The sequence below is a fragment of the Brevibacillus sp. JB24b genome (assembly GCF_051713385.1).
In the GTDB taxonomy this organism is placed as follows: Bacteria; Bacillota; Bacilli; order Brevibacillales; family Brevibacillaceae; genus Brevibacillus_B; species Brevibacillus_B laterosporus.
Genome location: NZ_JBNVQV010000001.1, coordinates 5146838 through 5162628 on the forward strand (window position 1 = coordinate 5146838; position 15791 = coordinate 5162628).

Annotated in this window: 12 protein-coding genes; 3 read left to right on the forward strand and 9 right to left on the reverse strand. The window is 40.1% G+C overall.

Annotated features, from left to right (window positions below):
• Positions 1 to 179 precede the first annotated feature (179 nt).
• Positions 180 to 1952, reverse strand: a complete 1773-nt coding sequence (gene recQ / locus ACQV1I_RS24045; protein ID WP_116333563.1) for a DNA helicase RecQ — start codon at positions 1950 to 1952, stop codon at positions 180 to 182.
• A 219-nt stretch (positions 1953 to 2171) separates the two neighbouring features.
• On the opposite strand from recQ, the gene ACQV1I_RS24050 reads away from it, so the two are divergent.
• Together ACQV1I_RS24050 and ACQV1I_RS24055 are read left to right on the forward strand one after the other, a co-directional pair.
• Positions 2172 to 3308, forward strand: coding sequence for a PP2C family protein-serine/threonine phosphatase (locus ACQV1I_RS24050; protein WP_116333562.1), 1137 nt, complete (start codon positions 2172 to 2174; stop codon positions 3306 to 3308).
• Between the two features lie 185 nt (positions 3309 to 3493).
• A complete protein-coding gene (locus tag ACQV1I_RS24055) occupies positions 3494 to 5170 on the forward strand; it encodes a YcdB/YcdC domain-containing protein (RefSeq protein ID WP_116333561.1) in 1677 nt (558 codons plus the stop codon).
• Positions 5171 to 5259: 89 nt separating this feature from the next.
• Here the strand turns inward: ACQV1I_RS24055 and ACQV1I_RS24060 are convergent, their stop codons facing one another.
• Together ACQV1I_RS24060 and ACQV1I_RS24065 are read right to left on the reverse strand one after the other, a co-directional pair.
• Positions 5260 to 6105, reverse strand: coding sequence for a CheR family methyltransferase (locus tag ACQV1I_RS24060; RefSeq protein ID WP_018671117.1), 846 nt, complete (start codon positions 6103 to 6105; stop codon positions 5260 to 5262).
• A 28-nt stretch (positions 6106 to 6133) separates the two neighbouring features.
• Positions 6134 to 8974, reverse strand: a complete 2841-nt coding sequence (locus tag ACQV1I_RS24065) for a response regulator (RefSeq protein WP_116333560.1) — start codon at positions 8972 to 8974, stop codon at positions 6134 to 6136.
• An 86-nt stretch (positions 8975 to 9060) separates the two neighbouring features.
• Between ACQV1I_RS24065 and ACQV1I_RS24070 the strand changes: the two genes are divergently transcribed.
• Entirely contained in the window at positions 9061 to 9369 is a 309-nt protein-coding gene (locus ACQV1I_RS24070) for a methyltransferase domain-containing protein (RefSeq protein WP_161555062.1), read from the forward strand.
• Positions 9370 to 9423: 54 nt separating this feature from the next.
• Here the strand turns inward: ACQV1I_RS24070 and ACQV1I_RS24075 are convergent, their stop codons facing one another.
• The 6 genes from ACQV1I_RS24075 to ACQV1I_RS24100 form a co-directional block, all read right to left on the reverse strand.
• The gene (locus ACQV1I_RS24075) at positions 9424 to 11355 is read right to left on the reverse strand and encodes a tetratricopeptide repeat-containing glycosyltransferase family 2 protein (RefSeq protein ID WP_116333558.1); all 1932 of its coding nucleotides are present in this window, start codon (positions 11353 to 11355) and stop codon (positions 9424 to 9426) included.
• Positions 11356 to 11469: 114 nt separating this feature from the next.
• Positions 11470 to 11712: a glycosyltransferase gene (locus ACQV1I_RS24080; RefSeq protein ID WP_094700108.1), complete on the reverse strand. Its 243-nt coding sequence runs from the start codon at positions 11710 to 11712 to the stop codon at positions 11470 to 11472.
• 304 nt (positions 11713 to 12016) lie between these two features.
• Positions 12017 to 12706, reverse strand: coding sequence for a 23S rRNA pseudouridine(2604) synthase RluF (rluF, locus tag ACQV1I_RS24085; RefSeq protein WP_094700109.1), 690 nt, complete (start codon positions 12704 to 12706; stop codon positions 12017 to 12019).
• A 93-nt stretch (positions 12707 to 12799) separates the two neighbouring features.
• Positions 12800 to 13564, reverse strand: a complete 765-nt coding sequence (locus ACQV1I_RS24090; RefSeq protein ID WP_116333556.1) for a TerC family protein — start codon at positions 13562 to 13564, stop codon at positions 12800 to 12802.
• A 190-nt stretch (positions 13565 to 13754) separates the two neighbouring features.
• A complete protein-coding gene (locus ACQV1I_RS24095) occupies positions 13755 to 14981 on the reverse strand; it encodes a multidrug effflux MFS transporter (RefSeq protein ID WP_116333555.1) in 1227 nt (408 codons plus the stop codon).
• A gap of 125 nt (positions 14982 to 15106) precedes the next feature.
• Positions 15107 to 15667, reverse strand: a complete 561-nt coding sequence (locus ACQV1I_RS24100) for an MFS transporter (RefSeq protein ID WP_268878063.1) — start codon at positions 15665 to 15667, stop codon at positions 15107 to 15109.
• Between the last annotated feature and the right edge of the window lie 124 nt (positions 15668 to 15791).

Sequence of the window (15791 nt, forward strand, 5' to 3'; positions counted from 1 at the left end):
TAGTAGACTACCTAAATATTAATAATGTTACAACTAAAAATGAGCAAGAAAAAATGAAGTTTTTTATTTCCAAAAAAAAAGCGCTCTCTACGCTTCCAAAAAACGTAGGGAAAGCCAAATTCAAGGCTTTCCCTACATTTTCCTGTTCAATCAGCACTCTACTGACTCTACCTTTCTAGCTATACCTTTTGACTATACTCGGTTACACATTTGATAAATTCTTCGCCATATTTATCCCACTTTGCTTCTCCCACACCTTTGATCGTGAGCATGGTAGATTTATCAGTCGGAACAATTTCACTCATTTCCCGTAAGGTACTATCATGAAAAATAACGTAAGGTGGCAACCCTTCTCGCTCGGCAATCGTCTTGCGCAACTGACGTAAGACATCAAATAATTGGCTATCCTCCTGACGCTTGATCGGTTTAGCACGTTGTTTATGCCAGACCTGCTCTTCTCCTTTTAATACTCGCACCGCTCTTTCTCCCAGCATAACAACCGGATATTGGCTTTCTGTTAAACTCATATATCCTTCAGCAATCAGCCACTGAATCATTTCTACAATCTCTTTTTCCGTGTAGTCCTTCATAATTCCGTATGTAGGCAGTGCCGAAAACCCGAATTGAAGAACCTTTTTATTGGAAGAACCCCTAAGGACTTGAGCCACCATGACAGCCCCAAAACGTTCCTTCATCCGTTTTACACATGAAAAAATCTTCTGCGCATCTACCGTGATATCAATTAATTCTGCGTCATCTGTACAATTCCCACAGGTACCACACTCTTTGGCATTCGGATCACCAAAATACTCCAAAATATATTGCTGCAAGCAACGTGAGGTTCGGCAATAATCACTCATTGCATATAATTTTTTGTAATCCTGCTCTTTTCGTTCATCAGTTTGTTCATTTTGTTCAATAAAAAACTTCTGGGTTTGGATATCCTGTGCCTGAAACAACAGGATGCATTCACTACGTTCTCCATCACGCCCTGCACGCCCTGCTTCTTGATAATAGGCCTCCAGATTCTTTGGCATATTGTAATGAATGACGTATCTAACATTGGATTTATCAATACCCATTCCAAATGCATTCGTTGCAATCATGACACTCACATCGTCAAATAGAAATGCATCTTGATTATTTACACGCTCATCTTCAGAAAGACCTGCGTGATACTTGCCCACACGATGTCCCTTTTGGCGTAAAAATTCATAGAGATTTTCCACTTCTTTTCGAGTAGAAGCATATATGATACCAGCCTGTCCCTGATTTGCTGTCACGTAGTCAGAGACAAACGAGCGTCTATCTTCGCCTCTTCGTACAGCCAGGATTAAATTGTCCCGGCCAAATCCAGTAACGAATACCTGACCTTCTTTAAGAGCAAGGAGTCGGCAAATATCTTCTTTTACCTCAGGTGTAGCCGTTGCAGTCAAAGCCACCACGATAGGACACGAATACAATGACTGGACAAGGCTGGCAACCGCTAGATAGCTAGGTCGAAAATCATGACCCCACTGTGAGACACAATGCGCCTCATCAACGGCTACTAACGAAATAGGCATCTCTTGAATCATTTCACGAAACTGTTCCGATTCAAGACGCTCTGGAGCAATATAAACCAATTTGTATCTTCCCTGTCTAGCATCACTCATTCTTTCCTGCACCTCATGATAGGAAAGAGAGCTATTAATCTGAGTAGCAGGTACACCCATACTAACCAATGCATCTACCTGATCCTTCATCAAAGAGATTAAGGGAGAGATTACGAGCGTAATTCCCTCAAACAGTAAGGCAGGAATTTGATAACAGATGGATTTTCCTCCGCCTGTAGGCATAATTCCTAGCGTGTCATGCCCGGTCAAAATACTTTCAATAATCTGCTGCTGTCCCCTTCGAAAGGCAGGATAGCCGTAATATTTTTGAAGAAGTTCCTCTGCCTGATGTAGCATTATCATCACCACTTTTTTGCGGTAGCCCTCGTGTTCATTTGCCACCATGTTTTTTTCTATTGTATCAAAAGAAGATAGACAAAATTTTATCATGGGTCTGTTTCAAAAATGTAAGTTACGGGTAAAGAAATAAGTGACCCATAGCCGCTTCATTCACTATCTAACTATGATACGATGAACTGAGTACTTATACTGTCTTTACAAAAAGGAGAATAGGTAATGAGCATTCTCGTCGTGGATGACAATCCGATTAATCTAACCATAATTGAAAAGATTTTAAACAGTGAAGGATATACAGATATCAAACTCCTCCATTCAGCCTACGAACTTTTTGATTATCTACAAATAGATGTACCACCTAAAATTCATCGAAGTGTGGATCTCATTTTGCTTGATTTAATGATGCCAGAAATAGATGGGATTGAAGCTTGTCGCCGCATTCAACAAAATGATGAATTAAAGCATATCCCGATTATTTTTGTTACGGCTATGGGTGACTCCTTTAAAATGGCAGAAGCTCTTAATGTAGGTGCAAATGATTATGTGATGAAGCCTATTAATAAAATCGAATTAATGGCACGTATTCGTGTTGCTTTACGTTTAAAGCACGAAAGCGATTGGCATAGAGAACGTGATAAGGTCATCCAAAGTGAGCTTCAGCTTGCTAAACAAGTGCAACGAAGCGTATTAAGCCATCCAATCGATAATAAACAGATTCTGATTAGTGCAGCCTATCTACCAACCTTTGAACTAGCTGGAGATATGTATTCCTGGATATCCATTGATGAGAATCGCTATGGCGTAATTTTATTAGATATGATGGGTCATGGAATTGCGGCCTCCTTGGTTTGCATGTATATTTCATCTGTTCTGCGCGATACCATTACGAAAATTACAGACCCGGAACAAGTTATCCAGGAATTAAACCGATACATGTATCAGTTAAATAGCACAGAGCGATTCCTACAATACTATTTCACGGCCATTTATCTAGTCATTGATACCGAAAAAAAGACCGTAGAATACGTCAATGCTGGGCATCCAAAGGGAATCATGATTATAGACGATATATCCGTCAATTATTTGGATAAAGGTAGTTGTGCAGTTGGTTTCTTTTCAGAAATTGAGGTACAAAAAACGCTTATTCCGTATGAGAAAAGTATGCAAATGGTTTTATACACGGATGGCTTATTAGAAGTATTAGAAAATACTGTAAAGGATGGTACAGATGCAATAAAGGCAGAGCTTTTCAAACATCCCCAGACTCCCGAACAACTGGTAGAAAATATTTTACCCCCTGAGGCTAAGGAACATCAGCATGATGATATGTGTCTGTTAATGATTCGCGCTAACTAAATTACCCTTAGCATGAGAATTCGACTCTCTTTGCTTGTCCAATGATTGAGGAAATGACAAACCATAGAGTAGAGAAACTCTTTGAATTCTTTTAAAATATTTTTTCTGATAAGCGTGACTTTTCCCGTTTTTTCTCGTCTTTATATTTGGAAACATTTTACTTCCCACACTCAAAGGAGGTTATTATGAGAAAAGCAAAGAAGCTCCATACAGTGCTAGCTACTTTCATTGCCGTTAGCATGCTATCCGTTACACCTGTTTGGGCAGCGGACACAACGTCAACGAAAAGCTTACCAACATCAACCACTAAGCAGGAACAGGCTACCTTGCCTGTAACTATCAAGCAAACGCTTGAAAAGGTATATAAAGCAATCCCCGAGCTAAAATCATTTACTGTTGTATCTCATAAACCTGATAGTAAGACTAAGGAAGGAAAGTACCATGTCTATCTCCTAAAACAATCCGAAAAAGGCTCTAAAGATAAAATAGAACCGGAAGCCTCCCTGATCTTTGATCAAAAATCCGGTCTACTACTCGAGCTTTCTATCAATCATTCTGAATGGGTATCGGATACTCCTCCATCTGAAAAGCTAGCCAAGGAAAAGGCCACTGAATTTCTCAAAACGATGCTAGGCGATGAGCTTGAGAAATTAAAGGTAAGTGAGCATGTCGGTATCTCACAAAATGGAATGGTAACTGAAGACGGGAAAAGAATGGATTGGAAGCATAGAAGTTTAACATTTGAACGTTTGTACAACGGAATTCCACTTCTCTCAAGCGGTCCCCGTGTATCTGTAGATAAAGCCGGCAACATTACCTCTTATTACCTAGAGGACTCAGATCTGGTCTATGACGATAAAAAATTTCCTGATCCAAAAGAAGCAATGAGTAAAGAAAAGGCTGAAGAAGCTTTTCAGAAGCAGACAGATATGAATTTATTCTATATCAGTAACTATTCTAATAACCAAGCCAATACCAAAGCAAAACCGGTGCTCGCATACGCTCCAGCACAAGTTAAAACCATTGATGCAAAGACAGGTAAGCCTGTGGTTACATGGGGATCGCTCAAATCCTTTACCCCTAAAAAAGTAACCATCTCCGCAAAAGGAGAATCCTTGAAGGTAACATCTAAAGCAGAGGCAGAAAAGCTTTTGACATCGCCAGCATTTGGTCTTGATCTGAGCAAGATGAAATATGACGAACGTGAGGAAAAAGACTCCGAAACAGGTACAACCTATGTAGAATACTCGTGGAGCTCTCATACAGATGATAATAAGAATCTTTACGTATACATTACCGCAAATAAGGCAACCGGAGAAGTTAGCAGAATGAACCTGCATGATAGCTCCAAGCGTGGGCAAAAGGGTACCATATCGGCTACAGATGCTGAAAAAGCAGCTCTGCAATTTATTGAGAAATATGCAGATGCAAAAGTAAAAGAGCTCTCTCTCGACTCCCTTTTCTCGAACGATCAGGACAAAGAGCAAATCCCTGAATGGGTGGACAAGAGTAAGCTGAAAAAAGATGGGCAAAATCCCGAATATTATCTTACTTTCAGTCAGCTTCATCAAAACATTCCTGTAGCTGACAAAGCTTACTCCGTTCAAATAGATGCTATTACAGGAAAAGTAGTCGGATTCCATTTTGCATTACAAACAGAAGCAACCCTGCCTGACAGCAAAAAGATCATTACTGCTGAACAAGCGAAAAAAGCCCTTGTAGCATCACATCCAATGAAGCTTAGCTATCTATGGCCACAGTATGAGGATCAAAGAGCACCTGCTCCTTTGTTGGTTTATGTACTAAGTTATCCACGGGATGTCTCCCTCATCGATGCACTTACAGGTGAACCCCTAAAATAATTGAATCACATAATACCTCCTAACTCCTTTCAAATACAAAGCGAACCTTCCTTATTAACAGGACCGTTCGCTCTCTTTTATATCCTGGTTTACATTTTTTGGTATATACGTACTCCTTCAATCTCCTGATAATGGCCCATCTCTTTTACAAAAGAGAGAGATTCCTTACTGCCTAATCCAAAAAAGCCATTGGTAGATAAGCTCTCATCAAACAATTGAAAGACACGGCTCTGCAAGTCTGTATTAAAGTAAATCAGGACATTCCGACAGATCACCACATGAAACTCATTAAAAGAACAATCTGTTACTAAATTGTGTTGAGCAAAGGTTACGTTTTTTAAGATAGATTGGTTTAAAATTGCAAATTCAGTGTCAGTCGAGTAATATTCACTGAAAGCTTTTTTGCCACCTGCCTGTATATAATTCCTTGTATAATTTTGCATTTTCTTTAAAGAAAAAGTGCCCTTTTCAGCTCGTTTCAGCACTTCCTCATTCATATCTGTAGCATAGATTTTTGTCTTATGACTTAGATTCTCTTCTTCTATCAGAATAGCCATGGAATATGCTTCTTCTCCTGTTGAACAACCTGCATGCCAAATTCTAATTTCAGGAAGCTGCTGAAGAACAGGTATAACCTTCTTACGAAAAACATAGAAAAAGCTAGGGTCACGAAACATTTCTGTTACATTAATCGAGAAATCACGTAGCAATTTATCTACAAATTTAGTATCATGAAGTACTTTCTCCAATAGAGCTGTAACAGTAGGAATCCTGTCTTGTAGCATACGATTCCATATACGCCTTCTTATGGATGATCTAACATAATCACGGTAGTCAAACCCATACATCCGATAGATTCCTTCTAAAAGAAGATCGATTTCAATACTTTCTCGTTCATCAATTTGATATTCATTTGCCTCAGTCAATGAAGTCATCGATCTATCCTCCATCTATTTATTACATCTACTTCACCAACCAGACACGCATAACTGAGAGCAGTTGACTCGTCTTTAATGGCTTACTGATGTAATCGGATGCTCCAGCCTTCAAGCATTTTTCTCGGTCATATTTCATAGCCTTTGCAGTTAGGGCAATGATTGGGACATTTTTCAGATCAGCTTTTTGGCGAATGGTCTGCATCGCTTCATATCCATCCATCTCTGGCATCATAATATCCATAAGTATGATATCCATCTGTGGATCATTTTCTAGTATTTCAAGACACTCTCTTCCGTTATTAGCTGTGACAACATGAAAGCCCTCTCGTTCAAGCGTGGTTGTGAGCGCAAAAACATTTCGATTGTCATCATCAACAACCAAGACACGCTTACCCGTGAACATACTTGGTGCCTGCTGAGCAAGCTTTTGTGCTTGTGGAGAATCCAATTGATCTTGCTCTACAATTATTTGGCTTTGTTGCACAGATACCTGTAATGTCCCCGTGTTAGATACAGGGGGATGTGAACTGTCTATATTCCTCTCTTCCATATTAGCTACAGCGGCTTCTGTACGAACCGAAAACAGCTCTTGTGTCATCCCTTCCTGCATATTTGGGATATATAGCGTAAAAGTACTGCCACGCCCTTCTTCACTGTCTAAGGTAATACAGCCACCCAATAACCGGGCAAATTCTCGGCAAATGGATAATCCTAGGCCTGTCCCCCCATACTTTCTGCTTGTTGCACCATCTGCTTGATGGAAGGCTTCAAAGATATGTTCTCTCTTGTCTTCAGCTATGCCAATACCTGTATCCGTTACAGAAATCTCTAAATAGTAATCTGTATAATCCTCCTCTGGCATTATCATATTGACATGCAAAGGATCTGCCTTTTTAATTTGTAGAGTCACGGAGCCTTTTTCCGTAAATTTGAAAGCATTGGAAAGTAGATTACGTAAGATTTGATGAAGCCGTTGTTCATCGGTGTACATAATGTCGGGCGCATCTGGGTGTACTTCTATATGGAAAGTAAGCTTCTTCTGAGCCGCAACATGTGAAAAGTGACTTTCCATAAACATCGGCAATTCACTGATATTTACCTCTTCAAAGACAACTTCCAGCTTACCTGCCTCCACTTTAGAAAGATCTAAAATATCATTAATCAGGCTGAGTAAATCTGAACCAGAAGAGTTTATAACACGGGCATATTCTTGTTCTTCTGAGGTAAGTTTCTCATTAAGATTTTCTGAGAGCATTTCTGAGAGGATTAAGATGCTATTAAGTGGAGTACGTAATTCATGCGACATGTTAGCTAAAAATTCAGATTTGTATTGAGAGCTCTTCAATAGGGCTACTGTCCGCCCCTCTAGCTCTATTTTTGTTTGCTCCAGCTCTCGGGCCTTCTCTTCTGCATATTGCTTCTGCTCCTCTATCCTTTCATTGATGCTAGTAAGCTCCTCTGTCTGCATCTGCAATTCTTCGGATTGTGTCTGTAGCTCTTCGGATTGGGCTTGTAATTCCTCTGTCATCGCTTGTGATTCTCGCAATAGGCGGTCTACCTCTAATCGATCGAAAATCCGATTAACAGTAGTCCCCAAATGACTTGTGACATTTTCCATTAGCTGCAAATGTAAATCAGAAAACGACTCTAAGGTAGCCATTTCAATTACAGCAACCGTTTCATTCTCAAAAGTAACTGGAACAATCAAAATTTGTTTAGGAAACGCTTCACCTAAAGCAGACTTAATTGTAATGTACTGTTCGGGTATCTCTTTTAATGAGATCATTCTCTTTTCCTGTGCGCATTGACCCACTACACCCTCACCTAAACGAAAGCTAGTAATTCCAACTTCTTCGCCACTCGATGCAAAAGAAGCAACTTTTTTAAATTCCTTGCTCCTTCCCTTCCCAAAAGCTAGATAAAAGGCACCATAGGATGCTTCTATAATCCAAGCTATCTTAGAAATAAATTCTTGTCCTAAAGAATCAAAATCTTGTATTCCCTGCGTTAAATTTGCCATATTAGCCTGTTGAGTCTTGACCCAGCCTTGTTCCTTTATCTTATTATTAAATTCTTTTACCTTAATCGTATGTTCCTCAAGAGAGGAGGCCATCTCGTTAAAAGATTCACAGATATTCCCTATTTCATCATTTGTTACTATAGGTATACGAGGTAATTTTTCAGCTTGTTTAAAATCAATTCCGGATATTGTACTGGAAATATGACTAAGACTACGTGAGGTACTGCGTATAGCCCAACTCGCAATTCCGATTCCTAGGGCTAAACAAAGTACAACACTCAAAATGATGATGAGCAACATGGTATGGAAGGTATTTACTGACTCATCAGCTGCTTCATCCATTAATTCTTGTTGGCGATTCTTAAATTCTTCTGTTATCTCCATAACATTTTTACGAGTAACTTCTTTTCCACCAACATACATTGCTCTAGCCATTTCCTTATTTCCTGCTTTAACATAGGCGACAATCTGTTTTTGATAGGTGAGATAATCTGAATAGTGGACTTTGATTTGCGCTAATAATTGCTGACCAGACTCTGAATTCATTTTAATGCCGATCACCGTCATTAAAGAGTTAGCATCTAGTATTTTTTGATTCATTTGTTCAATTTTTTGATTGATGAGCTGTATATCATTCTCAGCGATGATGTAGCTAAGCTCTTGGTCAATATGAAAAAACTTGCTCTGCAAATCACTTACCAGCTTTATTTTGACAGAGCGATCATTCGAAATCTCTTCGACGTTCTCGTTAATACTATTCATCGTAAAGATAACCAGGGAAGCTAAAATCAGTAATAAGAACAATATGCAGCCATAGCCAAGCAATTGTTTTCTACGAAAAGTCATTTTCTCTCCCATCCTTAGACAAAATATAAAGCAGAAAGTACAGATTTCTCTCCTATTTACCCAATAAAACAAAATTGAAACAGCTTTTGTCTCCCTTTTTACTTTTTAAAAAAAGTTCTCAAATCCTGCTTATTTCCATACACGTCAGTAGGTTATCAACCCTGCTACCATATTCCAATGAAACCTTCTCTAAAATCTTCTGTATCTCGGTCATAGAGTACGTGGAGCTTTCTGTCATGTATCGAACTTTCTGCGAATGTGCCCGCGTTCTCAAAAAGGATGGTTTATTTATCATAACTTGTGACGTTCCACCGCTTCTGCCTGACCAATTGGCAACAGTGATTTCACGTCAGGCTTTACTTTTGCAGGAGAAGTCACTCTTGGGCAACCTATAGATGCTGTCCAAACACAGATGTATGGTAGCCCATTAACCTGCTTTCGGGCCGTCCTTAAGAAAAAATAGATAAATACCGTACGCAATCTAATTGCTCAAGCAAAATACCTGCTCTCCATGTCTTAGCTAGCCCAGCTCGCGAATATAATAAGCCTAGCTGGGCTATTAATTGTTCCTTCTCTGTCGAGCTATGGTTCAACATTTCGAACAAAGTAGTAGCTTCATCGTATTTCTCACACAATATAGCAAGAACTCCAGCAATCTGAAGTAACCGAGAAGATAAATGAGTTTCCAATAGAAACATTTGAAGAAATTGGAGTTGGATAGATTGTGGAGCCCGAAGCAAAGCGATTGCGAATGAATCACTCACATCCTCTGTCCATCCTAAGGGAGAACAAGAACGATACAGGTCTATCCATTTTTCCCAAGCTCCTATCGCCAGTAATGCCCGACTACAGGATTGGTATATGGGTCGTGACAGTACAATGATTTGGCCTGGTTTCCATCCAAATAAAGCTTGGTACCCTCTTTGCCGTTGGGCTAACCGTAAGACGATTTCGTAAGCCTGCGCATATTCATCAATTTGGAGTAAAATGGCCCATTGCAAGAGATCCGCTTCATGCTGCTTGTCAGACTGCATTTTGGAATAGAAGCATTGCTGTGCCTCTCTTACGCTTAGTAAAGCAAGCTCCTCCTTTCGTAGCTGTGCGAGGAAAATCCCTTTCCAAAGCGGATTATGGGTATATGCATCCGGCAGTAACAACTGATATTGTGCAAACCACTGGGGTTGGTTTACTTCCATCAGATATTGTACGATGCTGTTTTGCACCTGAGTAGACAATTTCCCTTTATATAGCTGGAGCTGATTCATTAATTCTTCAATTTGATTAAAGGCCCCTCGAATACGGATTAATCTCTGCCAGGCGGCATTGAACTGTGGCTGAAAGGTCAAGGCTTCTTCATAGCAATGACATGCTTTTTCATAGGAGAGTAACCTCTCGTAAAGTAAACCTCTTATATAAAGGCTCCGATAGGTACCCGAGCCTGAACATGAGGTATATTTATGAGAGACATCTCCCAAAAGGGTAGCTTGTTGTAATAGCTCAAGAGCTGAGTCTAGTTGATTTTCTTCAATATGAAGAATAGCTTGTAGCTCGATCATATCAACGAAATCTGGATAAAAGCGCAAAGCTTCCTCTGTAATTTTTTGCGCTTCTTTCATGTTTCCCATTTCTTTATAGGAAAACGCCAGCTTTAGTAATACATCCGACCTATAACCAACATGATGCGGAACGGAAGTAAGCAGTGTTTCAAATAATACCCTGGCCTTCTGGTACTCTTCCTGCTGAAAGAATACTGTCCCTAGAGCGTAAATCAACACAGGGTCATCTGGTTTTTCTAGTAGTGCCTTTTGGATCAGAGAAACGTTCCGGGCAGCTTTATTTTTCTGAGCAATAACATGATCTAAATAGCTATAGTGCTTAACAACCATGGGAGAAAATCTTACTCCCTCTGGTTCTACTTCAAGAATACAAGTTGCAATCTCTTCATGAATAATTCCTCGAAAGCGTAGACGGTCATCGTTTTTAAAAAAACGACAAACCCCATCAGTTATGAACTCTTCTCCTGTAGCGCCTACAAAGCTTTGCAATTGGACATAGTAACCAAACGCTCCTTCTGCTTCCATCATCTCTATTAGCTGTTTTTTTGATGGCACCACCCATTCCTCGTCAGCATCTAGTACCAAAATCCATGGCTCTGTCGCATATTCCAATGATAAATTTCTAGCCTCGGAGAAATCCCCCCTCCAAGGTATAGAAATAACTTTTGCCCCATAGCTCCTAGCAATTTCTATACTGCGATCCTGTGAGCCTGTATCAACGATGATGATTTCTGAGACAGTATCTGCCGCTGAAGATAAGCAGCGTTCAAGGTGCTCCTCCTCATCACAAACAATCATACACAGAGATATTTTTAATCGTGTCAACTGAATCCCCCTCCTTTGTTTTCGATTCGTACTGGGTAAAAATCACATTCCGTTTGCTTAAAAAATCACGCAATCTATCAACGTCAGCAATTGCTTCCTCATCTGTATCTATCATTAAATCCACTCGGTATTGGCATGTGCTAAGCTCTCATTTCTAGCTTTAAAGAAATCATTTTCCCCTTCCGTCTGAATGACAGATGCCTCATATGTAAGAGCAATCTCTCGGGTTCGATCAGTAGAATCGGTGTCGACAATTACAATCTCATCATCAATGGAACAAATACTGTCCAGACAACGTGGCAACAGCTCTTCTTCATTTCTGACTATCATATGCACGCCTAGTAATCGTGTCTTCATAAAGGTACCTCCAACGGTCAAAAATATGAAAAAGGCACATGAACCCCAGTAATAAGGGACTCCATGTACCTATATGTGGGAACCTTTGACTACGTACCTTGCCCATTAAAAAAGACATCAATAGCCTTGGAATTTACCCGATATGCTGGTGGAGCTGTAATACCAGGATTGGTATAGGTACTCCCACCCAAAAAAAGGCACTCTATTGCCTCTGCTTTGTTTGTATACCAGCAGTAGGCAAGAAAGTGCCTTTTTTCATACTTTAGTTTTAGTAGCTTCATTACGTGCTTCATTACGTGCTTCATTACGTTACGTTTTGTAGCAATTGATTCAATTCCTTTGTACTTACCTCACGCCACTCGCCTTTTTTTATTCCGTCCAAATGAATATTCATGATACGTATCCGTTGCAAACGCTGAACTTTATAGCCAAATACCTGACACATTCGGCGGATTTGTCTATTTAATCCTTGGGTCAAAATGATTCGAAATGATCGTTCGTTGATACGATTTACTTGGCAAGGCTTGGTTGTAGTACCTAGAATACGTACCCCGCTAGCCATTCCTTTTAGAAAAGCGTCTGTAATCGGTTTATCGACCGTCACAATATACTCTTTATCATGGTTGTTTTCCGCTCGCAGGATCTTATTCACGATATCGCCATCATTGGTTAACAGGATTAGTCCCTCTGAGTCCTTATCTAGTCGCCCAATCGGAAAAATCCGTTCTGGATGATTGACGAAATCAATGATATTTCCCTTTATGTGCCTCTCTGTTGTACAAGTAATTCCAACAGGTTTATGCAGAGCAATGTAGACAGCTGCTTTCTTTATCCCCAACGCTTTCCCGTCAATTTTCACGTCGTCTCCACTATCAGCTTGACTCCCTAGCTCTGCTACCACTCCATTAATCGTGACTCGCCCAGCCTCAACCAGCTTGTCTGCTTCTCGGCGGGAACAATAGCCTGTTTCACTGATAAACTTATTAATTCTCATGTAATATATCCTTCTTCCATAGCAGATATTTCAGCCTAGGAATCTCTGGCTCAAAGTGATCTAAGGCATCATTATATTATACATGATTTATGATTAACCTGGCTCTGTCGTTTTTTCTTTTGATAAAAACCATCCACCTAGAGCAATTCCTACTAACACTACGTAGAAGGTAATTTTCCAAACTTTCATAGTTGCGAAGCTCTCTGGTAAAAGAGCCACATTGGGATGTGAGAATGTGTATACCAGCAATTTAATCCCAACCCAACCTACAATTAGAAAAGCCGCCGTTTCTAATCCAGGCCGCCGTTTTAACAAGGCCACAAAATAATTGGCTGCAAATCTCATGATGATTAACCCGATTAATCCTCCTATAAAGATCACTAAGAATTGCCCACCATCCATTCCTCCAATCTTAGGTAGATTGGTTGTAGGTAGTGAAACAGCAAGTGCTAAAGCAGCTAGGATAGAGTCTACGGCAAAAGCAAGATCAGCCAGTTCTACCTTTGCTACAATACCCCAGAAGCTTCCCGTTCCTTTTTTCTTATCTGCTTGCTCTTGTTCTTGGGGATTCCTACCCCTTTTACGGAAAATGTGGTTGATAGAAATGAACAGGAGATAGACAGCACCAAGTGCCTGAACCTGCCACACATCAACTAGGAAGGAAATGATAAACAACGAGATAAAGCGAAAGATAAAAGCCCCGGCTAGGCCATAAAATAAAGCTTTTTTACGCTGTTCCTCAGGTAAATCCTTTACCATAATCGCTAGTACAAGCGCATTATCAGCCGCCAGAATTCCTTCCAAAGCCACTAATATAAGTAGCACCCATACGTATTCCATTAGCAACGATCCGTCCATCTAAGGTACCCACCCTTTCCTTGTTAGATAATAAATATCTGGATAATAGCTCAGCTTATTATGCTCTGAGTTGCCCCAGATCAAACAAACTTGATCATAAGGTCTTCCCCATACAGAAAAAAAAGGAACCAGATCAGTACGTAAAATGTGTACGTAATCCAGTTCCTTTTATTTATATAAATTACATGAATTAGCTGGTCTTTTTGCCTTTATGGACCATGAAATAATAACACAAAAGTGCACCCACATCTGCTACAGCTATTACAACACCCATTGGAACTGCAGTTCCACTTCCACCAATACCTACCAACGGGGCCAGAAGCGCACCAAAGATTAATGACAAGACACCTAGCAGAGCGGAGGCACTGCCTGCTGCCTTTCCCTGACTTTGCATTGCTAAAGAAAAACCTGCCGTACTTACAATCCCCACACACGATACGATAATAAATAAAGGAGGTAAGATGGCATATAATCCTGCTCCTAGTAAGATCACAATAAGTAAACTAACACCACCGATTGCTGCCAAAATCAAGCCACTCATCATCAGTTTACTCTCGCTTATTTTACCAGCCAGCTTACCCGTAATTTGACTAGCCAGAATGATTCCTACACCATTGATAGCGAAAAACACACTAAACATTTGCGCTGATACACCAAACATATTTTGCAAGACGAACGGTGATCCAGATATATAAGCAAACATAGCAGCGATTACCAGACCTTGTGACAAAGCGAAACCCATGAACATTTTATCTACTAAGAGATTTTTAAATATAATCAAGGTATTCTTGAATCCGCCCGTGGAACGACGCTCAACAGGCAATGACTCAGGTAAACCAAACAGAACAACCAGCAGCATGATAATACCAATTGCACCTAATACTACAAAAACACCCTCCCACGGTGTAAAGAGTAAGAGCTGACTGCCAAAAATGGGAGCCGCAATAGGAGCAACCCCATTAACCAACATTAAAAGGGCAAAAAATTTGGTTAAGTCTGGGCCTACATAAATGTCCCGTACCATTGCACGTGAAATAACAATCCCAGCGGAACCAGCCGCTCCTTGAATAAAACGGAGAGCCACTAAAGCCCAAATAGAAGTAGAAAATACGCACAAAATCGAAGCGACTGCATAAATGGCTAGCCCAATCAGTAGCGGTTTACGTCGACCTTGAATGTCACTTAACGGTCCAGCAAACAATTGCCCTAGGGACAAGCCTAATAAACAAGCTGTCAAGCTAAGCTGTACAGCTGAAGTAGTTGTTTGAAAATCGGTTGCCATTGCTGGCAAGGCAGGCAGATACATATCAAGCGAAAGTGGTCCAAACGCAGATAATGCTCCTAACACAATCGCTAGCCATAAGCGTTTTGATTTGGCAGCGGCTTCAGTAGCTGCTGGCTGTGAAGAAGAATTCATAGGATGTTACTTTCCTTTCTTAAAACGAATAGGTAAGATTACAATTTGTAACGATTATAGTTACATCGGTAAACATCTGTCAAGCTTTTAACTGGAAAGTTCCTGATTAATATCTACCGCTATCTCTAAGTAGACCGCTCAACTGATTCCTGTAATAAAGGGCGTAAAGAACGCATAATTCCAAGCACACCCAATAGTAACAAACCTATAAGGATAATATGTCCCAATACGGCTCCTGTTGTATCGGTAATAACAGTAAATAATCCGATCAAAATCAAGCGCATGAACAATCCAACCAAGGTAAAAAATGTAAAGGAATAAGAAATACGGCACACCATGAGAAAGGCGAAAAGATAGGTTAAAGCATTGAAAAATAGTACATATTGCAATCCTATCAGACCCAAAAGAAAACCCGCTACACCACCTGCAAGTACAGAAGATGTCTGACTTTCAATCTCGAGCAAGCTATTGATAGCATGATAGCTTTTAGACTCAAACTGCTCCTGTACCAGCGCTGTCTGAGCTGGGTAATGCACTTGAAAGATCAATGTGGTCACCAAATAGATAACAATGAGTGAACCGTTCGTATATTCGCCAAAATAACCCCAAATCGTTAGTAGAAATAATACCAGAAAACCCACTATGTTCTCTGCAAGCAATATTTTTTTCCGTGAATACCGATCAATTAAAGTACCCTAATATGGACCTATCAGAAACATAAGTAACCCTGAACAAAACATCGTTGAACCTAATAAGGTTGTTCCAGTTGTCTGTAAATCACCGTCCATACCTTGTTTACTACTATCCTAC

Coding starts and splice junctions, on each gene's coding strand:
- recQ (WP_116333563.1), bottom strand. CDS start 1,952: ATGCTACATCAGGCAGAGGAACTTCTTCAAAAATATTACGGCTATCCT.
- ACQV1I_RS24050 (WP_116333562.1), top strand. CDS start 2,172: ATGAGCATTCTCGTCGTGGATGACAATCCGATTAATCTAACCATAATT.
- ACQV1I_RS24055 (WP_116333561.1), top strand. CDS start 3,494: ATGAGAAAAGCAAAGAAGCTCCATACAGTGCTAGCTACTTTCATTGCC.
- ACQV1I_RS24060 (WP_018671117.1), bottom strand. CDS start 6,105: ATGACTTCATTGACTGAGGCAAATGAATATCAAATTGATGAACGAGAA.
- ACQV1I_RS24065 (WP_116333560.1), bottom strand. CDS start 8,974: ATGACTTTTCGTAGAAAACAATTGCTTGGCTATGGCTGCATATTGTTC.
- ACQV1I_RS24080 (WP_094700108.1), bottom strand. CDS start 11,712: ATGAAGACACGATTACTAGGCGTGCATATGATAGTCAGAAATGAAGAA.
- rluF (WP_094700109.1), bottom strand. CDS start 12,706: ATGAGAATTAATAAGTTTATCAGTGAAACAGGCTATTGTTCCCGCCGA.
- ACQV1I_RS24090 (WP_116333556.1), bottom strand. CDS start 13,564: ATGGACGGATCGTTGCTAATGGAATACGTATGGGTGCTACTTATATTA.
- ACQV1I_RS24095 (WP_116333555.1), bottom strand. CDS start 14,981: ATGAATTCTTCTTCACAGCCAGCAGCTACTGAAGCCGCTGCCAAATCA.